This is a genomic window from Mycobacterium sp. SA01, from assembly GCF_041287105.1.
Lineage (GTDB): Bacteria > Actinomycetota > Actinomycetes > Mycobacteriales > Mycobacteriaceae > Mycobacterium.
This window is the reverse complement of record NZ_JBGGNO010000020.1, coordinates 459,107-478,297: the sequence shown is the minus strand read 5'-3', so window position 1 is coordinate 478,297 and position 19,191 is coordinate 459,107. Positions and strand designations below refer to the sequence as shown.

Here is a 19,191-nt window from a genome sequence, read left to right as displayed (position 1 = left end):
TTGCGCCCGCTTCTCGCTCAGGCAATCTGCAATGTCACGAAATACGAGCTGCCGCTCGGGACCGAGGACGCCGACAAGCCGCCGGTCAGCCCGAAGAGATTCGCCACCCCGAAGCTGAACACCAATGCCAGCGCCGTGCCGATTCCGGCCAGCTGCCCCACCGCGTAGGCGACCGGATTGTCACCGAGGAGCGCACCGAATCCCTGCCCCAGCGACTGGCCGAGCGCAATCTGCAGCGCGGGGCTGTTGACGACCCTCGAAATCACGGTCTGCACCACATCGGCCGGCGGCGTTCCGTCGAGAAGATCTCCGGCAAGGTCGCCGATCAGGCCCTGCGCGGCCGGGTTGGACACGAACGCCTGCACCGTCGCTTTGGCCACCTGGCTCACCACCGGATCCAGAGCAGTGTTGTTCAGCGGCGTCGAGTCGATCAGCTGATTGACGACACCCTGCGCGACCGTGCTGATCACGTCCCGAACAGCCGGGGCCTTCAGCACCGACTGCAGCGCGTCCGGCACGGTCGCATTGAACGCCGCAACCAACGCCGGGTCCGATGCCAGCTGCTGCACAACGCCCTCGAGCACGTCGCTGGGCGAGACCCCGCTCAGCAGCGCCGCGACGATCTGCTCGGTGGCCGCCGACAGCGTCGCCGCCACCCCGTCCTGGGCGAGGAAGCTGGTGATCACCGAACCGGCCGTCGCGCCGAGCTGCGCCGCGGACTTCGGATCGGCCAGCGCCTCGGCGAGCGTCGGGCCGTAGGTCGGACCGAACAATTCAGAGACGACAGCGCGGAAACCTTCGTCGGCGGCCAAGCTAACCACCAAAGACTTCGCCGTCGACGCCAGCGCCGCGACCACATCGGCGTTGGTGGCCAGCGAGGACACTACGTCACCCGCAGCGGGAGCCAGCGCCGACGGGAATGCTGAATTGCCTTGCAGCCCTTGCCAAGCGATGTCCAGTGCATCCATCCAGTTGTCGCCCGCCAACAGCGCGGTGCCGAACTGGGTGATGTAGTCGGCCAGCGCGGCGGGGACCCCCGGCGCGGACAAGAGGTCGGTGACGGCCGCACCGGCGATTGCCGCCACACCCTGCACCGCCTTGGTGTTGCTCAGCAGGCCCTGCACGGCCGCGCCCAGCGCATTACCGACAGCGGTCGCGGTGGCGTCGCCGCCCAGAGCCGACGTCACCCAGCCGTCGACGGCATTGCCGAGCCACGCCGGGATGACCCCGCCATTGGTCAGATCGATGACCGCACTCGACACACCTGAGGCCAGCGCAGCCTGCACCGAGGAGTTACTCAGGAAGGTGGCGATCTCGGCGGAGGAGTTGGCGACCACGGCCTTGAGGTAATTCGCAAGCGGCGCAATGTCATTGGTGGCCAAGCCGGCCGCGATCGCGGTGGCTTGCACGGTGTCCGGTTGCACGGCGGTGGCGAGCACGTCCAGCGCGGTCAGGACGCCCGTGTTGCCGAGCACGGTGCGGGCGAAGCTGACCGCCGCGTTGCCGACGACGGTGCCGACCGGTGACGGCACGCCGAGGTAGGTGTTCAGCGCCGCCGAGATCTTTGTCGAAACGAACTGCAGGATGGTGTTATTCGCGACCAGCTGCTGCACTTCGGCACTGATCTTGCCGTTGGCGACCAGGTCCTGGATGCCGTTGGCGACAATCGGCGCCAACTCGTCGGCGATCGGGCTCCAGCCGGGGAAATGCGAGTCGATGAAGCTCCGCACCGCGGTGCCGAGCGCGCTGCCCGCGGTAGCACCCGCGGCCGGCGCCGTGTCCCCGGTGAGACCGGCGCTGGGCACCGAAGCGGCTGCGGCAGCGGCGGTTCCGCCGGTGGTGACCGAACGCGCCGATCGGCCGGTCCCACCCCGGCGGGTCGCCGCCAGCACCGCGAACGACAGCGGCTCGGTGACCGGAGCCGACGGATCGCCGCTTCCGCTGAGTCGATCAAGCGGTTGCCGGCTCGCGACAGAGATGGATGCGGCGGGCTTGACCGATGCGGCCGGCGTCGACGTCGGCGCCTTCGGGGCACGCGGGCCCGGCTTGGCCGAGTGCCGCGGCGCAGGCTTGCCGGCCGAGGACGTCGTCTTGCCCGAGCCCCCCGTCCCGCTGTCCGCGCCGGCCACCGCGGGCAGCGCGACGATCAACCCGCCGACACCGAGAGCCACCGCCAACGCTCCGACCCGACCGACGTAACGACCATGCTGACCCAGGCCCATGCCCAACCCCCGATGCTGACGTGAAAGCTAATTTGCTAGGGGTATAACACACGCCGTGGGTGACGTGCGCGTGTACGCGTAAACCCACTTATGCGAATTGTTCATTGCCTACGCTGACCCTGCGTTTTCCCCAAAAATCCAGCTCGTGGGGGGCGAACTGTCGGTGGCGACCTTGCAGACCATGATCAAAGTCCAGCAAGCGATGAATGACGCCGATGCGACCACCTGCCGGGCCGAGGATCTCGGAGCACCGATCGGCGGCGACCTCGCCGAAGCCGTCCTGGCCCGCGCCGACGCCGCGATGTACGCGGAAAAGCGGACCAGATCCGGTTCGCGCCGCTGACTGCAAGAATGCCTTGATGGACGTCGTCTCCCGGAACAACGTCACCCGCGTGGGTGACGGTCCAGGGCCGACGCTCCTGCTGGCCCACGGCTTCGGCTGCGACCAGCACCTATGGCATCCGGTGGCCTCGCGGCTGCGGGACCGGTTCGACATCGTCCTGTTCGACCATGTCGGTTCGGGCAACGCCGACCCCGCCGCGTGGGACCCGGCCAAATACGCCTCACTGCAGGGCTACGCCGACGACGTGGTGGAGATCGCCGAGGCTCTCGACCTGCGCGACGTGATGCTCGTCGGGCACTCGGTGGCCGCCATGATCGGCGTGCTGGCGGTATCCACGGCGCCGGCCCGGTTCAGCAAGCTGGCGATGATCACTCCGTCGCCGCGCTACATCGACGACGACGGCTACCGCGGCGGTTTCAGCCGTGCCGACATCGACGAGCTACTCGAATCACTGGAAAGCAACTACCTCGGCTGGTCGCAGTCGATGGCCCCGGCGATCATGGGCAACGCCGACCGCCCCGAACTCGCCGAGGACCTCGCCACGACGTTCTGCCGCACCGACCCCGCAGCCGCGAAGGTGTTCGCCCGCGCCACCTTTCTCTCCGACAACCGAGCCGACCTCGCCGGCGTCCCGGTTCCCACCCTGATCGTCGACTGCCGCCAGGACGTCATCGCGCCGCCCGGAGTCGGCGCCTACGTCCGTGATCACATCCCCGACGCCCAACTGATCACCCTCGACGCCACCGGGCACTGCCCGCACGTCAGCGCGCCCGAGGCCACCGCTGACGTCCTCGCGGCGTTCGCCTCCGCATGACCGACGCCGAGGATTTGTGGCAGAACGCACCCAGCGGTCAGCTGGCGGCGACCCCGGACGGACGCATCGTCGACGCCAACGCCACGCTGGCGTCCTGGCTGGGAACTACGCCGAATGCGTTGCGCGGCAAGCCGATCACCGATCTGTTCACCGTCGGCGGGCGAATTCACTTCGAAACCCACTTCGCGCCGCTGCTACGGATGAGCGGTGAACTCGAAGGCATCAGCGTGGAACTTCGGGCTGCCGACGGCTCGCGCCGGTCGGTCTTTTTGACCGCCAACGTCAAGACTGGTGCGGACGGCCGCCCGGAGCTGATTCGGGTCGACATCCAGGACGCCCGCGAGCGACGCTCGTACGAGCGAGCTCTGCTCGAGGAGCGCCAACGCGCCGAAGCCGAGCGAGCCAGAGCAGAATCGTTGGCCGAGACGTTGCGGCGGTCGCTGCTACCGCCGTCGTTATCGGTGCCCGAGGGACTCACCGCCGCCGCCCACTACCACGCGTCGGTGCAAGACATCGGCGGTGACTTCTATGACCTGTTCCCGTTGTCGCACACCGTGTCCGGGTTCTTCCTGGGTGATGTGTGCGGCAAGGGCCCGGCAGCCGCGGCGATCACCTCGTTGACCCGCTACACCCTGCGCACCGCCGCCGTCGTCGACCCCGACCCCATCACCGTGCTGCATCGGCTCAACACCGTGCTGGGCCAAGAGCACCGCGATGCGCAAACACGGTTCTGCACAGTAATATTCGGCACCCTCGCCCAGAAGGACGACGGTTTCGAGGTGCGACTGGCCAGCGGTGGGCATCCGTCGCCGATGCTGATGGAGCAGTCCGGCGGCGTCAGCTATCTGGATCTCACCGACGGTATGGCAGTCGGTCTGACCGACCGGCCGCGATTTGTCGACACCACACTCCGGCTCGGACCCGGCGACACCCTGCTGCTCTACAGTGACGGCCTGACCGAGGCCCGGATTGGCGACGGCTCACGCCGATACGACGACGACGGCGCGCTGCGCCGATTCGTCACAGCCTTGGGACCGGTAGACGCCGATGCGCTGATCGCCGAAATCCGGCAACTGCTGGGCTCTTTCGGTTCCGGCGTCGAAGACGACACAGCGGTGTTGGCGCTGGGTGTACCCCGCTCATCGCAGGGGTCGTGACCGAATTACCGTGGCCACGAGCTCCGCACCTGTGCTGGATCAAGCTTCAGGAAGGACCGAATCATTGCGTCCCTATTCCGCTGAGAACCTCTGTCGGACAGGGTGAAGAGTTTGGGCACAAGCGGACCATCAACTCGACCTTGAGGACCGATGCTGAAAGACGTCACTGTGTACCGGACGAAAACTTTCCCGTCGATGCTGTACACGGACTGTCCATCTCTGTCGGTCAGCCGCACGCCCTTTTGGATGATTTCGACTATGCGCTGTTTGTCGGCGTCCGCTCGATGCAGTCTTTCCGCTTCTCGCGCTTGCACTTCCCGGTACCACAGGGTGTTTTCCTTCGGTACCTGAATTTTCGGGATCAAGTCCAACAAGCTCTTCTGCTTGGGGGTCAAGTCGTCCAATTTTTGCAACGGGTTCAGAGTCGTTTTCCGGTTGAGGAGTTCCTTCAGCGTGCCCGTGAGGAATTTTCCGAGCGCGCCCAGAGGGTCACTCCTACTCGCCGCCACGACCACCTTCGGCGTGGGGGCGTTCTGCGCCGCCGTGACCACTCGCGAATTCACAGTGCGGTTCGCCGTGCGGGGGCTCGTCGCCCGAGCATCGGCATGGGCGCGTGACTTGGCTGTCCCGGCACGGCCCGAGGGAGACGACGCCGCGGCACCAGAGCCGGCATCCTTCGACGACGAGGCCGACGAGGCCGACGACGACCCGACGCCGCTGTCGGCGCCGGCAATACCGATCTCAGACCCAACCAGGGACCAGCCGATCAACGCCGCACCCATGCCGGCGGACGCCACACCGAGCTGCAGCCACCGACGCATCGGCAGATCCTGGGCGCGTCGCCCGGCTAGGCGACCACCCTTTGCTGCTGTTGACATGTCAGATCCCCCGGTGCTTTGTTGCGTTACTTCGTGATTGAGCGACTGGCAACCTGTACGCGCCCGGTTCTGGAGCTCGACGCCGACTATCGTACCTTGCTCGATCGCGCTGAGGGCCTGTTCGCTGTTGCCTTCTTTGTTTGCCGCGTTGGTTTCCCACCTCGATCCCAGCAATGACAAACCGCGGGACCGCCGATGCCCACAAAAGACTTCAGGCCCCCTCAACGAGGGGGCCTGACCAGCGTGGCAGGTACAGGATTCGAACCTGTGTAGGCTTTCGCCGACGGATTTACAGTCCGCTCCCATTGGCCGCTCGGGCAACCTGCCTGGGTGCGCCGCGCCGGGGATCCGGTTTGGTGCGACTAGCAGGGTACAACGATCATGTACCTCAAATACAAACCGGCCGATCAACCGAAGGGACGGGTCCAATGGCGGATTCATCGTTCGACATCGTGAGCAAGGTCGACCGCCAAGAGGTCGACAACGCGCTGAACCAGGCGGCCAAAGAGCTCAGCACCCGGTTCGACTTCCGCGGCACCGACACCACGATCGCGTGGAAGGGCGACGAGGTCATCGAACTCGTCAGCTCCACCGAGGAGCGGGTGAAGGCCGCCGTCGACGTTTTCAAGGAAAAGCTGATCCGCCGCGACATCTCCATGAAGGCCTTCGACGCCGGCGAGCCGCAGGCCAGCGGAAAGACCTACAAGGTCAGCGGCACCCTGAAGCAGGGCATCGACCAAGAGCACGCCAAGAAGATCAACAAGCTCATTCGCGACGAAGGCCCCAAAGGGGTGAAGTCGCAGGTCCAGGGTGACGAGATCCGGGTCAGCTCCAAGAAGCGAGACGACCTGCAGGCCGTCATCGCCCTGCTCAAAGGTGCCGACCTCGACGTGGCGCTGCAGTTCGTCAACTACCGGTAGACCAAGGGCCCTCGCTCAACCAACCGGTCAGTGCCTAGTGTGGTGAGCATCACCACCCATGCCGAGCGAGGACCGCGATGACCGCCACCCCAGAGACTGCCCCCGTACCCGCTGAGACCGACGGCGGCTCATACGACGTCGTGATCATCGGCGCCGGGTTCTCCGGGATCGGCGCGGCCTACCGCATCGCCGAGCGCAACCCCGGCACGCGCTACGTGGTGCTGGAACGCCGCGAGCGCATCGGCGGCACCTGGGACCTGTTCCGCTACCCCGGTGTGCGCTCGGACTCCAGCATCTTCTCGCTGTCCTGGCCGTGGGAACCGTGGGTCCGCAAGGAAGGAGTCGCCGACGGCGACCACATCCGCGAATACATGGAAGACACCGCGCGCAAGCACGGCATCTTGTCCAACATCCATTTCGGAACCTACGTGCAGTCGGCCGACTGGGATTCGGGCACCGACACCTGGACCGTGCACGCGGTCAAGAACGGCGAACGCACCACCTACCGCGGGCGCTTCGTGTTCTTCGGCTCGGGCTATTACAACTACGACGAGGGCTACACCCCCGACTTCCCGAGCCTCGAGACGTTCGCAGGCACCGTCGTGCACCCGCAATTCTGGCCGGCGGATCTCGACTACACCGGCAAGAACGTGATCGTCATCGGCAGCGGGGCCACCGCTGTCTCACTGATTCCGGCACTTGCCCAGAAGGCAGCCAAAGTGACGATGCTGCAGCGCTCGCCGACCTACCTGCTGGCCGGCTCCCGGGTCAACCCGCTCATCGAAGCCGTCCGGAAAGTCGTTCCCCGCAAGATTTCTCACGCGTTCGCCCGCTACTTCGCAGTCGCCTTCGAAAGCGTCGTGTGGTTCTTGGCCCGCACCGTACCCGGTGTGGCCCGCAAGATCATCCGGGCCCAGAACGTCAGCCGGCTGCCTGCGGGCTACCCCGTCGACGTGCACTTCAAGCCGCGCTACAACGTCTGGGATCAGCGTCTGTGCCTGGTCGCCGACGGCGACTTGTTCGAGGTGATCTCCGACGGCCGCGCCGAAGTCGTCACCGACCACATCGACCGCTTCGACGACACCGGCGTCACGCTCACGTCGGGTAGACACCTGGCGGCCGACATCATCGTCACCGCGACCGGTCTGCAACTTCAGGCCCTCGGCGGTGTGCGAATCACGTTGGACGGCAATGAGATCAAGCCCCAGGAGCGGTTCTCCTACAAGGCGCACATGCTGGAGGACGTGCCGAACCTGATCTGGTGCATCGGCTACACCAACGCCTCGTGGACGCTGCGCGCCGACATGACCGCCCGCGCGGCCGCCAAGCTGATCGAATACATGAACTCACACGGCTACACCCACGCCTTCCCGCACCTGGGTGGCGAACCTATCGCCGAGAAGCCCGCGTGGGACATCCAGGCCGGTTACGTGTTGCGCAACCTGCACGCACTGCCGAAGTCGGGTCTCAAGCGGCCGTGGGTGGTCCGGCAGAACTATCTCGCCGACGCCTTCGACCACCACTTCATCGACAAGATCGACGAGGACATGACGTTCGGGCGGGTGGCGTCCCCGGCGCGAGTGGCCGGGTAGCTCAGCTGCGGGCGGGGGTAGGTGCACTTTTCCAGAACGCGATATCACCGGTGATATCGCGTTCTGAAGAAGACACCCACCACCCCTGCCCCAACCGCGTATCCCGATTGCACGAACTCCCCATGAACAACCGGGTATTCGCAATACGCTGACCACCATGACTTCTCAACGCCGCGAACCCAAAGTCGTCGTGCTCGGCGGCGGATCCTGGGGTACCACCGTCGCATCCATCTGCTCCCGCCGGGGGCCGACGCTGCAATGGGTGCGCTCGGAGGAGACCGCCAAGGACATCAACGAGAACCATCGCAACTCGCGCTACCTGGGCGACGAGGTCGAACTCTCGGAAACCTTGCGGGCCACCACTGATTTCAGCGAAGCCGCCGAGTGCGCGGACGTCGTCGTGATGGGCGTGCCGTCACACGGCTTCCGCGGCGTGCTGGCCGAGCTGAGCAAGGAGCTGCGCCCGTGGGTTCCCGTTGTCAGCTTGGTGAAGGGCCTGGAGCAGGGCACCAACATGCGGATGAGCCAGATCATCGACGAAGTTCTGCCCGGTCACCCGGCCGGCATCCTCGCCGGTCCCAACATCGCGCGTGAAGTCGCCGACGGCTATGCGGCCGCCGCCGTGCTGGCCATGCCCGACCAGCACCTGGCCGCCAACCTCGCGAAGATGTTCCGCACCAAGCGGTTCCGCGTCTACACCACCGACGACGTCGTCGGAGTCGAGATCGCCGGCGCGCTGAAGAACGTCTACGCCATCGCCGTCGGCATGGGGTATTCGCTGGGCATCGGCGAGAACACCCGGGCACTGGTGATGGCTCGCGCAGTGCGGGAGATGTCGCGCCTCGGCGAAGCCATCGGCGGGCACCGCGATACGTTCGCCGGCCTGGCCGGTATGGGCGACCTCATCGTCACCTGCACCTCTCAGCGCAGCCGCAACCGCCACGTCGGCGAACAACTGGGCTCCGGCAAGTCGATCGAGGAGATCATCGCCTCGATGAACCAGGTCGCCGAGGGCGTCAAAGCCGCCAGCGTGATCATGGAGTTCGCCGAGAAGTACGGCCTGAACATGCCGATCGCGCGCGAGGTCGATGCCGTCGTCAACCACGGCGCCAACGTCGAACAGGCCTACCGCGGCCTGATGGCCGAGAAGCCCGGCCACGAAGTCAACGACTCACACTTCTAGCGCGGCTCAGCCCGGGAACGACGGGAACAGCGGGTTCGAGTTCTTCGGCCGATCCAGCATCGGGCTCGGTCCCGACGTGAACGTCGCGCCCGGTCCGACGACGAAGCCGACCTGGTCGTGGTTGTTCACGCACGCCACCACGCCGCCACCGTCGACGCCGCAGCTGATGTCGCGGAAGCTCAGCCGGGTATTCGGCGGCAGCGGCTTCACATCACCGGCCGCCGCGTAGAGCGACGCGCCGCTGCTGGAAAAGCCGGGCTCGCCGGACGGCCCGGCGCTGACGAGGTTCGCCCCATTGGGCGCACCGGGCAGCGCCCCGCTGCAGCCGTAGCTGGAGTTCTGCTTGTCGAGCACGCACACCACCCCGGGCGGGCCGGCGAAGGCGTACCAGTTGCCGCCCATCGCCGTGTACGGCACCGGGCTCACCGGGGTGTAGGCGTTGACGTTGGGAAGGACCGGAGCGGGCGCCGGCTCGGGATCCGCCGCGGCCACGCCCGGCGTACCGATCGCCGCCGCCCCCGCGACGCTCACCAGGCCGATCAGGATTCTGCTCAGCATCATCACACCCTACGTAAGCGCCACCGACGGCGCAGTTTGCGGACTCACCTGGTCCTTCGGTCGCGCGGTCGCGATTCGTTACCGCCGCGTCGAGCAGCTAGTGGCCGGCCATCTTCTCGAGCCGCGCGATCCGGTCGGAGATCGGCGGATGGGTGGAGAACATCTTGCCGATCTTCTCACTGGAGCGGAACGGGCTGGCGATCATCAGGTGCGCCTGGTCGGCCAGCTGCGGCTCGGGAGGCAGCGGTGCGTTCTCCACCCCGCCGCTGATCTTGCGCAAGGCCGACGCCAGCGCCAGCGGATCGCCGGACAGCTCGGCCCCGGACTCGTCGGCCTGGTACTCACGCGAGCGGGACACGGCCATCCGGATCAGCGTGGCAGCGATCGGACCGAGCAGCGAAACCAGTAACAGCGCAAAGGGATTGGGGCCACCTTCGCGGTTGTTGCCGCTGAACATCCCGGCGAACAGGGCGATGTTGGCCAGCGCGGTGATCACCGAAGCCAGCGCACCGGCCACACACGAGATCAGGATGTCGCGGTTGTAGACGTGCGACAGTTCGTGGCCCAGCACCGCGCGCAGTTCACGCTCGCTGAGCAGGTTAAGGATGCCGGTGGTGACGCACACCGCCGCGTTGCGCGGGTTGCGGCCGGTGGCGAACGCGTTCGGGTTGGCCGTGTCGCTGATGTAGAGCCGCGGCATCGGCTGGTGCGCCGTGGTGGCCAGCTCGCGGACCATCGAGTAGATCTGCGGAGCCTGCACCTCGGTGATCGGCTGGGCATGCATGGCGCGCAGCGCCAGCTTGTCGGAGTTGAAGTACACGTAGACGTTCATGCCGATCGCGAAGACCAGCGCGAGGAACATCACATTGCGCCCGAACAGCGAACCGAGGAAGACGATCAGCGCCGACATGCCAACAAGCAGCGCGAACGTCTTGAACGTGTTGGCGGTCGGATGCCAAGTCATCAATTCCTCCTACGAGCAAACGCAGTCTCCGGGAGGTTAACGCCTCGAACCGACCGTGAGGTTCCGCGACGCCGTCAGCCGTGCCGGTTGATCGTGTAGTCCATCAGTGACGCCAGTGCGCGACGGCCCGGTCCGTCGGGCAAACCGGCCAGCTCGTCGCCGGCCTGCTCGGCGTAGCGCTGCACGGTGGCCTTGGCCTTGGCGATGCCGTCACCGGCGCGCAGCAATGCAAGCGCCTCGGCCAGGGCGTCGTCGTCCTCGATCGGGCCCTTCACCAGCTCACGCAGCCGCTCGGCGTCCGGACCGGTCGCTTGCAGCGCGTACAGCACGGGCAGCGTGTGCACGCCTTCGCGGAGGTCGGTGCCCGGTGTCTTGCCCGACTCATCGGGATCGCTGTCGATGTCGATGATGTCGTCGGAGATCTGGAACGCGGTGCCCACGATCCCGCCGAGCCGGCTGAGCCGCTCGATCTGGTCGTCGTTGGCGCCGGCGAACGTGGCCCCGAATCGGCCCGACGCCGCGATCAGGCAGGCGGTCTTCTCGTAGATCACCTTGAGGTAGTGGTCGACCGGGTCCACCCCGTTGGTGTTGCCCTTGGTTTCGCGCATCTGACCGGTGACCAACTGAGCGAACGTCTCGGCGATGATCCGGACCGCGTCCGGGCCCAACCGGCTCACCAGCCGCGACGCCGTCGCGAACAGGTAGTCGCCGGCCAGGATCGCGATGTTGTTGCCCCAGCGGGCGTTGGCGCTGGGCGCCCCGCGCCGCATCTGCGCCTCGTCCATGACGTCGTCGTGATACAGCGTGGCCAGGTGCACCAGCTCGATCACCGCGCCCGCCACCGTGACCTGCCAGGCGTCTGGCTCCGGGCCGATCTGCGCGGACAACACCGTGAACAGCGGCCGGAAGCGCTTGCCGCCGGCCTCGAACAGGTGCACGACGGCTTCGGTCATCAGCTCGTCACCGCCACGCAGTTCGGTGCTCATGAGCTCTTCGACACGACCTACCCCGTCGCGGACGTTCTTGGCGAAAGCCGGATCACCAAAGTCCACCCCTGCTACCACCGTGGCCGGAGTACTCACCCTGCCAACATACTGGGGGCATGGAAGTGGGGTCGGATGTGGTCCGGCGGGCAGGAGCGGAGCGACCCGGGAAAGAGGCACTGCGGGCAGGAGCGGAGCGACCCGGGAAAGACGTCATTGTCGTCGGGGCGGGACCGGCCGGCTCGGCGGCGGCCGCCTGGGCTGCCCGGCGCGGTCACGACGTGCTCGTCGTCGATGCCGCCGAGTTCCCCCGCGACAAGCCCTGCGGCGACGGACTGACCCCGCGCGCGGTGCTCGAGCTGCAGCGGCTCGGGCTCGGCGACTGGCTCGACGGCCACATCCGTCATCACGGGCTGCGGCTGTCCGGGTTCGGCGCCGACGTCGAGGTCAAATGGCCGGGGCCGTCGTTTCCGTCGGGCGGGTCGGCGGTGCCGCGCACCGAACTCGACGACCGGATCCGCAAGGTCGCCGAGGATGCCGGCGCGGCCATGCTGCTGGGCGTGAAAGCCGTTGACGTATCTCGTGATTCGCGTGGCCATGTGGACGCTGTGGTGCTGGCCGACGGATCGCGGGTGTCGTGCCGGTGGGTGATCGTGGCCGACGGCGCGCGCTCCCCGTTCGGCCGGGTGCTCGGCAGGCAGTGGCACCAGGAGACGGTGTACGGAGTGGCGGCGCGCGGATACCTCGCGTCGCCGCGGTCCTCGGAGCCGTGGATCTCCTCGGATCTGGAGTTGCGTTCCGTCGACGGGCAGGTGCTGCCCGGCTACGGCTGGATCTTCCCGCTGGGCAATGGCGAGGTGAACATCGGCGTCGGCGCGCTGGCCACGGCGAAGCGGCCCGCCGACGTGGCGTTGCGGCCACTGATCAAGCACTACACCGACCTCAAGCGGGCGTCGTGGGGATTCGAGGGTCCGCCGCGAGCGGTGTCCTCGGCACTGCTGCCGATGGGCGGGGCGGTCTCCGGCGTGGCCGGACCCAACTGGGTGCTGATCGGCGACGCCGCGGCGTGCGTGAACCCGCTCAACGGCGAGGGCATCGACTACGGCTTGGAAACCGGGCGGCTGGCTGCCGAAATGCTGGGCTCCGGCGACCTTTCGCAGGCGTGGCCCGCGATGCTGCAGGCGCACTACGGGCGCGGCTTCTCGGTGGCCCGTCGGCTGGGGTTGCTGCTGACGCTGCCGCGCTTCCTGCCACTGACCGGGCCGGTCGGGATGCGTTCGTCGCGGCTGATGGGCGTCGCGGTGCGGGTGATGGGCAACCTGGTCACCGACGAGGACGCCGACCTGGTGGCGCGTGCCTGGCGCGTCGCGGGGATGGGATCGCGAATCCTGGACCGGCGCAAGCCGTTCAGCTGAGCGGACGCTGCACCCGATCGACGGCGCGAACGCGTGGTTGGTCGACGCGGACCCATCCGGCGTCGTGACCCCGGGCCGTAAACCTGGACCTAGATCAAAAGCCTGGACTCGACCGGCTCGTCGGTATCGACGGCGTGCGTCAGGGCCGCCTCGATTCCCGCCGCGACGCCCGTCACCGCGGTCTCCACCGACATGCTCGGGGCCCCGAGGTTGCGGCCGAGAGCGGCCACTTCGGGCAGATGCGGCAGGTGGATCCATCCCGCACGGATCGGCAGGTCGTGACGGGCGATGTGGTGCAGCATTCCGTACATCAAGTGGTTGCAGACGAACGTGCCTGCCGCATCGGAGATGTCGGCCGGAATGCCGGCGGCTCGCATGGCCAGCACCATGGCCTTGATCGGGAGCGTGGCGTGATACGCGATCGGGCCACCGGGCACCGTCGGTTCGCCGTCGAGCACCATCCCGGCGTTGTCGGCCAGCCCGTAGCGCGCGCAGTCGTTGAGATTCTGCGCCAGTCTTTCCACGGTGATCATGGCGCGCCCGCCGTATTCGCCGAGCATGACCACCAACCCGGGTTGCACGTCGTCGACGGCTCGCACCGCCTCAGCGATGGACTCGAAGTATGTGTTGGGCACAATGCGCGAGACCACCGTCGCCCCGGCGATGACCGTCCCGTCGAGGGCCTCGGCGGTCAGCTGGGCCGGATTGCGGGGCGTCGAGCCGTAGGGACCGAACCCGGTCACGAGCACAGTCGGCATGTCAGCAACCTCCGCAGCCATCCGACCACAGATCGGTGATGGTGTCTGCCGTGAGCGGACGACATTGGTAATGACAAATTTGACAAAACTTGCCGAAATCGGCGCTAAGCTCCACCGCATGAGTGACTATGACGCGATCATCGTGGGGGCCGGACACAACGGTCTGACCGCTGCGGTGGTGCTGCAGCGAGCCGGCTTGCGCACGCTCTGCCTGGAGGCCAACACCTACAGCGGCGGCATGTCGGCCACCGTCGAGCTGATCGACGGCTTCAAATACGAGATCGCCGGATCCGTGCGCTTCCCCACCGCGCAGAAGATCAACAGCGAGCTCGGCCTGGACACATTGCCGACCATCGAGTCAGAGATCATGTCTGTCAACCTCGGGGAAAACGGCGAGGAAGCAATGGTCTTCCACAGCGACCCGATGGCGATGATGACCCATCTCAACGAGAAGCACGGCATGGACGCCGTGATGGCCATGGCGAACCTGTACGCCTGGAGCGTCGGCCCCGGTAAGGCGCTGGGCCGCTTCGACGCGCTGGCGCCGCCGAAGACCATCGACGAGATGTATGCCTGTGCCGCAGACGAAAACGAGCGGCGCGCCATCCACGAGATGCTGTTCGGCTCGGCGATGGACGTCGTCGACCGATTCCTGCCCGACAAGGAGAAGCACTCCGTGATCCGCGGCATGCTGGCCTTCCTGGCGGTCAACTCCACCTACCGCGGCCCGTACACCCCCGGCAGCGCAACATGTTTGGCGTTCGCGATGGCGATGCCCCCGGAGGGCGGCCAGATGACCACCAAACTCAAAGGCGGAATCGGCGTGCTCGCCGAGCATCTGCGGGACCTGTTCGTCGACGCGGCCGGGGAGATGCGCTACCGCACCAAGGTTGAACAGATCCTCGTCGAGGACGGCAAGGTCACCGGGGTGCGCCTCAAAGACGGCGAAGTGATCAACGCACCGATCGTGGTGTCCAACCTTGCCCCGGAAACCACGCTGCTGGATCTTGTTGGCGTCGACCATCTTCCGTCATCCCTGGTGACCAGGCTGGGCGGTCGCGACCACCGGGCATCGTTCATGCAGATCCACTTCGCGTTGGACGGGCTGCCCCAGTACGCCGCGCCCTACGACTTCCTCAACGAGCCCGGCATGCAGATGTCGGTCGGGATGTTCGGTTCACCGGAAGAGCAGCAGCGCCAGTGGGAGATGGCCCGGGGCGGCGACGTGCCGGACAACCCCGCGCTGTCGATCCAGATGCCCACGGTCGGCGATCCCGAGATGGCACCCGAGGGCAAGCATGCGGCCAGCGTGTATGCCTACGGCTTCCCGATCGAAGCGCCGCGCGATCAGCACGGTCAACTGAAAACCGTTATGGCGGAACGGGTTGTCGACAAGATCACCCGCTACGCACCGAACTTTAAAGACATCCTGATCCGCGACATCACGTTCGCGCCCTATCACATGAACACCATGTTCGCCGCGCCCAACGGCGACTTCTGCCACGGGCTGCTGCAGCCCGAGCTGATGGGTGTCAACCGGCCGGGACCCAAGGGGTTCATCGACGAGCCGATCCCGATCGAGGGCCTCTACCTGGGCGGCGCGGGCTGTCACGGCGGACCGGGCATCACGTTCATCCCCGGCTACAACGCCGGCTATCAGGTGCTCGAAGACGCCGGCCGCTAGCGATTCGACAGAGCGTCGGCCACCTGCAGAAGGTCGTCGCCGACGACGTCGGGCTGCGCACCGACCGGGATGAGCTGCTGACCCGGCCGCCCCACGAATGCGGCGCGGCAGCCTGCGGCCAGTGCTCCGGCGATGTCCCACCCGTGTGCGGCCACCAGCCGCACTTCGCTCAACGGCACGCCGAGCGTGGCGCCGACGTGCTGGTAGGCCTCGGCCCGCGGCTTGAGCGCCTGCACGGTGTCCGCGGAGAGGATCGCAGCGAAACGAGAAGCCACACCATTGAATTCGAGCTGCTCGGTGACGACCGACAGCGGCGAATTCGTCAGCGCGACCAGGGTGAAGTCATCGAGGCGGTCCAGCGCGGGCACGACATCGGGGTGCAGCGGCAGCTGCCGCATGTGGCCGGCCAGCTGATCGGCGCAATCGATACCGAGCATCCTCAGCGCGGCACGCTGGGCCGTCGGGAAATCGACATAGCCGCCGGTGAGGCCGCCGACGAACGCGATCTGCAGCATTTGACTGAACCAGCGTTTACGGGCCTCGGTGCCGCCCAGAAGTTCATCGAGCGGGCTGAGGTCGAGCAACGTCTCGTTGACATCGAAGGCGATGACGGACACGGTGCGGGCCTAACCCGGCTTGACGGCGTAATGCAGCGCGACGATCCCGCCGGTCAGGTTGCGCCACCGCACACCCGACCAGCCGGCATCGCGAATCTGCCCGGCCAGCGCCGCCTGATCGGGCCAGGCCCGGATGGACTCGGCCAGATAGACGTAGGCGTCCGGGTTGCTCGACACCGCGCGGGCCACCCGCGGCAGCGCCTGCATCAGGTACTCCTTGTAGACGGTCGAGAACACCGGCACGACGGGGGTGGAGAACTCGCACACCACCAGCCGGCCGCCGGGGCGGGTCACCCGCGCCATCTCGCGCAGGCCTGCCGGGTGGTCGACGACATTGCGCAACCCGAAGCTGATCGTCACCGCGTCGAACACCGCGTCGCCGAACGGCAGCTTGGTCGCGTCGGCCGCCACCTTCGGCACCGGCCGTGCGGCGCCGGCCCGCAGCATGCCGACCGAGAAGTCCGCGGCCACGCACCACGCGCCCGAGCGGGCCAGCTCGACCGTCGACACCGCGGTCCCCGCCGCGAGGTCCAGCACCCGGTCACCGGGTCCGATGCCCAGCGCCGACCGGGTCGCCCGCCGCCACGCGCGGTCCTGCCCCAGTGACAGCACAGTGTTGGTGATGTCATACCGCCGCGCGACAGCGTCGAACATCGACGCCACATCGCGGGGATCCTTGTCCAGCGTCGCGCGGCTCACGGTGCCGACGCTACCCGAGCGGGAATGCTGAGCCTGTCGATGCGTTGGCTAGACGCATGAGCGAAAAAGTGTGGTTCATCACCGGGACATCACGCGGCTTCGGCCGGGAGTGGGCGATCGCCGCCCTGGACCGCGGCGACAAGGTCGCTGCGACCGCGCGCAACACCGACACCCTCTCCGACCTGGTCGACCGGTATGGCGACGCGATCCTGCCGATCCAGCTCGACGTCACCGATCGGGACGCCGACTTCGCCGCCGTCGCGCACGCGCACGACCACTTCGGGCGGCTGGACATCGTGGTCAACAACGCCGGCTACGGGCACTTCGGCTTCATCGAGGAACTGTCCGAGAGCGATGCACGCGACCAACTCGAAACCAACGTCTTCGGCGCACTGTGGATCACCCAGGCCGCGCTGCCGTACCTGCGCGCCCAGGGCAGCGGCCACATCATCCAGGTGTCGTCGATCGGCGGCATCACCGCGTTCCCGCTCGTCGGCATCTACCACGCCTCGAAGTGGGCACTCGAAGGGTTCTCGCAGGCGCTGGCTCAGGAAGTCGCCCCGTTCGGGATTCACGTCACGCTGATCGAGCCGGGCGGCTTCGACACCGACTGGTCCGGCTCGTCATCGAGGCGGTCGGCCGAACTGCCCGACTACGCCGAACTGCACCGCCAGGTCGACGAGGCCCGCAAGCAGCGCTGGTCTGCGCCCGGCAACCCCAAGGCGTCGGCGTCGGCAATCCTCAAAGTCGTGGACGCGCCGACTCCCCCGCTGCGGGTGTTCTTCGGGGAGTCACCGCTGCAGACCGCGAAGGCCGACTACGAAGGCCGGATCGCCAACTGGGAGCAGTGGCAGCCGGTCGCCGTCGAGGCCCAGGGCTGATCAGATCGCGTGCGCGTCGACTCTCGGTGATTGCCGCGCACGACTCGCCATGCGCTCGCTGAGGTGGATCAAGCGATCCTCGTGCCCAGCGGGCATGGTGTAAGCCAACTTACGGAGTTCGAGTGCGAATTCGCTGAGATCTTGGCGATACGACGCGTCGTTCATTCGGACGCCCCCAGGGCTTGGAGAGTTGGTGGTGACAGCGTTGTCATTGGCGTTCAGCGTTCCCCCGCTTGCGTTCAAGTGTGCGCCCGCCCACAGGCCATGAAAAGGCCTCTCAGGAACAATTAAGGAAAGTCATTGCCGTTGCACCGAACTCAGGCCGCGCGGCGCCGTCGCCCAGGGACCCGCACGGCCTCGTAGTGACCCAGCAACTCTTCGCAAATCGCCGGCCACGTCCGCCCGAGCACACTGCGGCGCGCGGCAAGCGAATAGCGCGCCCGCTCGTCGAGCAGGTGATCGACCGATTGCGACAGTCGCGCTTCGAATTCCGCGACCGTCAATAACAGTCCGGTTCGGTACGGCGCCACCAGATCCCGCGGTCCACCGGCGTTCGGGGCGATGACCGGCAAACCCGACGCCATCGCTTCCTGCACAGCCTGGCAGAACGTCTCGTGCTCGCCCGGGTGGACGAAGACGTCCATGCTGGCGTACGCGGCGGCCAGCTGCTCGCCGTACAGCGCACCGGTGAACACCGCTGACGGCATGAGCGCGCGGAGCTTCTCGCGGTCGACACCGTCACCGACGATCACCAGCTGCAGATCGTCGCGTCGGGCCAGCACTGCCAGCCGCTCCACATGCTTCTCCGGTGCCAGCCGCCCGACGAAGCCGACGATCGGCTTGCCCGCCGGTGACCACCGCGCCCGCAGCTCATTGCACCGCGCCGACGGCGCGAAGCCGGTGATGTCGACACCGCGAGCCCACTGAAACACCCGCGGAATGCCATGGGTGGCAAGATCTTCCATCGCCGCGGTGGACGGCGCCAACGTCCGGTCGACGCGTGAATGCAGATGCCGGTTCCAGGCCCACGCCGCGCGCGAGGCGACGCCGATCCCGTAGCTCTGGGCGAATCCGGCGATGTCGGTCTGGTACACCGCGACGGTCGGCACACCCAGGAAACGAGCGGCTTGCATTCCGCCGTACCCGAGCAGTGCGGGTGACGCCAGATGCACGACATGCGGATCGAAGCCGCGCAGCACCCCCACCATGCGAGGCCGCGGCACCCCCAGCGGCAGCGACGTGACTTTGGGGAACATCCGCGACGGCACCCGGTGCACCCGGATCCCGTCGTAGATCCGATCGGCCGCCGGTTCACCCCGTGGGGTGTCCGGCGCGATCACGAGAGCTTCATGGCCGGTGCGGCGGAGATGCTCGAGCACCCGCAACACCGAGTTGCTCACTCCGTTGACGTTGGGCAGGAAGGACTCGGCGACAATGGCAACGCGCACGATTCGAGAGTGACAGCGGCGCCTGTCAGCGAGGTTGCGCCCAGGCATACACGACACGAAAAACAGGTGGAACGC

At 67.0% G+C, this 19,191-nt stretch carries 18 protein-coding genes and 1 tRNA gene; 9 read left to right on the top strand and 10 right to left on the bottom strand.

The window, feature by feature from the left end; all coding sequences use genetic code 11:
* Nucleotides 1-17: 17 nt before the first annotated feature.
* A complete protein-coding gene (locus AB4879_RS21525) occupies nucleotides 18-2,222 on the bottom strand; it encodes a hypothetical protein (RefSeq protein ID WP_370509192.1) in 2,205 nt (734 codons plus the stop codon).
* Between the two features lie 145 nt (nucleotides 2,223-2,367).
* Between AB4879_RS21525 and AB4879_RS21520 the strand changes: the two genes are divergently transcribed.
* Genes AB4879_RS21520 through AB4879_RS21510 form a run of 3 tightly spaced genes read left to right on the top strand, consistent with a single transcriptional unit; the run spans nucleotide 2,368 to nucleotide 4,536 of the window.
* Nucleotides 2,368-2,565 (top strand): hypothetical protein, encoded by a 198-nt coding sequence (locus tag AB4879_RS21520; protein WP_370509191.1) that lies wholly within the window; start codon nucleotides 2,368-2,370, stop codon nucleotides 2,563-2,565.
* A gap of 16 nt (nucleotides 2,566-2,581) precedes the next feature.
* The gene (locus AB4879_RS21515; RefSeq protein WP_370509190.1) at nucleotides 2,582-3,379 is read left to right on the top strand and encodes an alpha/beta fold hydrolase; all 798 of its coding nucleotides are present in this window, start codon (nucleotides 2,582-2,584) and stop codon (nucleotides 3,377-3,379) included.
* A complete protein-coding gene (locus AB4879_RS21510) occupies nucleotides 3,376-4,536 on the top strand; it encodes a PP2C family protein-serine/threonine phosphatase (RefSeq protein WP_370509189.1) in 1,161 nt (386 codons plus the stop codon). Before AB4879_RS21515 ends, AB4879_RS21510 begins: the two co-directional genes overlap by 4 nt.
* Nucleotides 4,537-4,541: 5 nt before the next feature.
* Here AB4879_RS21510 and AB4879_RS21505 read toward each other — a convergent pair whose 3' ends face one another.
* Both AB4879_RS21505 and AB4879_RS21500 read right to left on the bottom strand, forming a co-directional pair.
* Nucleotides 4,542-5,594 (bottom strand): hypothetical protein, encoded by a 1,053-nt coding sequence (locus AB4879_RS21505; RefSeq protein WP_370509188.1) that lies wholly within the window; start codon nucleotides 5,592-5,594, stop codon nucleotides 4,542-4,544.
* Between the two features lie 64 nt (nucleotides 5,595-5,658).
* Nucleotides 5,659-5,741 (bottom strand) — tRNA-Tyr (locus AB4879_RS21500).
* A gap of 101 nt (nucleotides 5,742-5,842) precedes the next feature.
* Between AB4879_RS21500 and AB4879_RS21495 the strand changes: the two genes are divergently transcribed.
* The 3 genes from AB4879_RS21495 (at nucleotide 5,843) to AB4879_RS21485 (ending at nucleotide 9,109) form a co-directional block, all read left to right on the top strand.
* A complete protein-coding gene (locus AB4879_RS21495) occupies nucleotides 5,843-6,334 on the top strand; it encodes a YajQ family cyclic di-GMP-binding protein (protein ID WP_071947634.1) in 492 nt (163 codons plus the stop codon).
* A gap of 77 nt (nucleotides 6,335-6,411) precedes the next feature.
* Nucleotides 6,412-7,926: a flavin-containing monooxygenase gene (locus tag AB4879_RS21490; RefSeq protein ID WP_370509187.1), complete on the top strand. Its 1,515-nt coding sequence runs from the start codon at nucleotides 6,412-6,414 to the stop codon at nucleotides 7,924-7,926.
* 157 nt (nucleotides 7,927-8,083) lie between these two features.
* Nucleotides 8,084-9,109 carry an NAD(P)H-dependent glycerol-3-phosphate dehydrogenase gene (locus AB4879_RS21485; protein ID WP_102809250.1) on the top strand — a complete coding sequence of 342 codons (1,026 nt, stop codon included), beginning with the start codon at nucleotides 8,084-8,086 and terminating at the stop codon, nucleotides 9,107-9,109.
* Nucleotides 9,110-9,115: 6 nt separating this feature from the next.
* Here the strand turns inward: AB4879_RS21485 and AB4879_RS21480 are convergent, their stop codons facing one another.
* From AB4879_RS21480 to grcC1, 3 genes are all read right to left on the bottom strand, one after another.
* Nucleotides 9,116-9,667, bottom strand: a complete 552-nt coding sequence (locus tag AB4879_RS21480) for a hypothetical protein (protein ID WP_102809279.1) — start codon at nucleotides 9,665-9,667, stop codon at nucleotides 9,116-9,118.
* 97 nt (nucleotides 9,668-9,764) lie between these two features.
* Nucleotides 9,765-10,631, bottom strand: a complete 867-nt coding sequence (htpX, locus tag AB4879_RS21475) for a zinc metalloprotease HtpX (protein ID WP_370509186.1) — start codon at nucleotides 10,629-10,631, stop codon at nucleotides 9,765-9,767.
* Nucleotides 10,632-10,705: 74 nt separating this feature from the next.
* Nucleotides 10,706-11,713, bottom strand: coding sequence for a nonaprenyl/(2E,6E)-farnesyl/geranylgeranyl diphosphat synthase (gene grcC1 / locus AB4879_RS21470; protein ID WP_370509185.1), 1,008 nt, complete (start codon nucleotides 11,711-11,713; stop codon nucleotides 10,706-10,708).
* A gap of 26 nt (nucleotides 11,714-11,739) precedes the next feature.
* Between grcC1 and menJ the strand changes: the two genes are divergently transcribed.
* Nucleotides 11,740-13,029: a menaquinone reductase gene (menJ, locus tag AB4879_RS21465; protein ID WP_370509547.1), complete on the top strand. Its 1,290-nt coding sequence runs from the start codon at nucleotides 11,740-11,742 to the stop codon at nucleotides 13,027-13,029.
* An 89-nt stretch (nucleotides 13,030-13,118) separates the two neighbouring features.
* Here menJ and pcp read toward each other — a convergent pair whose 3' ends face one another.
* A complete protein-coding gene (gene pcp / locus AB4879_RS21460; RefSeq protein WP_370509184.1) occupies nucleotides 13,119-13,787 on the bottom strand; it encodes a pyroglutamyl-peptidase I in 669 nt (222 codons plus the stop codon).
* Between the two features lie 118 nt (nucleotides 13,788-13,905).
* Here pcp and AB4879_RS21455 point away from each other — a divergent pair, with 118 nt between their 5' ends.
* Nucleotides 13,906-15,471: a phytoene desaturase family protein gene (locus tag AB4879_RS21455; protein WP_370509183.1), complete on the top strand. Its 1,566-nt coding sequence runs from the start codon at nucleotides 13,906-13,908 to the stop codon at nucleotides 15,469-15,471.
* Here the strand turns inward: AB4879_RS21455 and AB4879_RS21450 are convergent.
* Nucleotides 15,468-16,088 (bottom strand): haloacid dehalogenase type II, encoded by a 621-nt coding sequence (locus tag AB4879_RS21450; RefSeq protein WP_370509182.1) that lies wholly within the window; start codon nucleotides 16,086-16,088, stop codon nucleotides 15,468-15,470. The genes AB4879_RS21455 and AB4879_RS21450 overlap by 4 nt on opposite strands.
* A gap of 9 nt (nucleotides 16,089-16,097) precedes the next feature.
* On the bottom strand, nucleotides 16,098-16,787 hold the full coding sequence (locus tag AB4879_RS21445) for a demethylmenaquinone methyltransferase (RefSeq protein WP_370509181.1): 690 nt from the start codon (nucleotides 16,785-16,787) through the stop codon (nucleotides 16,098-16,100).
* A gap of 56 nt (nucleotides 16,788-16,843) precedes the next feature.
* Here AB4879_RS21445 and AB4879_RS21440 point away from each other — a divergent pair, with 56 nt between their 5' ends.
* Nucleotides 16,844-17,668 carry an SDR family oxidoreductase gene (locus AB4879_RS21440; protein WP_370509180.1) on the top strand — a complete coding sequence of 275 codons (825 nt, stop codon included), beginning with the start codon at nucleotides 16,844-16,846 and terminating at the stop codon, nucleotides 17,666-17,668.
* A gap of 317 nt (nucleotides 17,669-17,985) precedes the next feature.
* Here AB4879_RS21440 and AB4879_RS21435 read toward each other — a convergent pair whose 3' ends face one another.
* Entirely contained in the window at nucleotides 17,986-19,116 is a 1,131-nt protein-coding gene (locus AB4879_RS21435; RefSeq protein ID WP_370509179.1) for a glycosyltransferase family 4 protein, read from the bottom strand.
* Nucleotides 19,117-19,191 lie beyond the last annotated feature (75 nt).

Bases quoted from the DNA above. Each gene is read 5' to 3' on its own strand.
- AB4879_RS21525 (WP_370509192.1), bottom strand. From the start codon at position 2,222: ATGGGCCTGGGTCAGCATGGTCGTTACGTCGGTCGGGTCGGAGCGTTG.
- AB4879_RS21515 (WP_370509190.1), top strand. From the start codon at position 2,582: ATGGACGTCGTCTCCCGGAACAACGTCACCCGCGTGGGTGACGGTCCA.
- AB4879_RS21510 (WP_370509189.1), top strand. From the start codon at position 3,376: ATGACCGACGCCGAGGATTTGTGGCAGAACGCACCCAGCGGTCAGCTG.
- AB4879_RS21495 (WP_071947634.1), top strand. From the start codon at position 5,843: ATGGCGGATTCATCGTTCGACATCGTGAGCAAGGTCGACCGCCAAGAG.
- AB4879_RS21490 (WP_370509187.1), top strand. From the start codon at position 6,412: ATGACCGCCACCCCAGAGACTGCCCCCGTACCCGCTGAGACCGACGGC.
- AB4879_RS21485 (WP_102809250.1), top strand. From the start codon at position 8,084: ATGACTTCTCAACGCCGCGAACCCAAAGTCGTCGTGCTCGGCGGCGGA.
- AB4879_RS21480 (WP_102809279.1), bottom strand. From the start codon at position 9,667: ATGCTGAGCAGAATCCTGATCGGCCTGGTGAGCGTCGCGGGGGCGGCG.
- htpX (WP_370509186.1), bottom strand. From the start codon at position 10,631: ATGACTTGGCATCCGACCGCCAACACGTTCAAGACGTTCGCGCTGCTT.
- pcp (WP_370509184.1), bottom strand. From the start codon at position 13,787: ATGCCGACTGTGCTCGTGACCGGGTTCGGTCCCTACGGCTCGACGCCC.
- AB4879_RS21455 (WP_370509183.1), top strand. From the start codon at position 13,906: ATGAGTGACTATGACGCGATCATCGTGGGGGCCGGACACAACGGTCTG.
- AB4879_RS21440 (WP_370509180.1), top strand. From the start codon at position 16,844: ATGAGCGAAAAAGTGTGGTTCATCACCGGGACATCACGCGGCTTCGGC.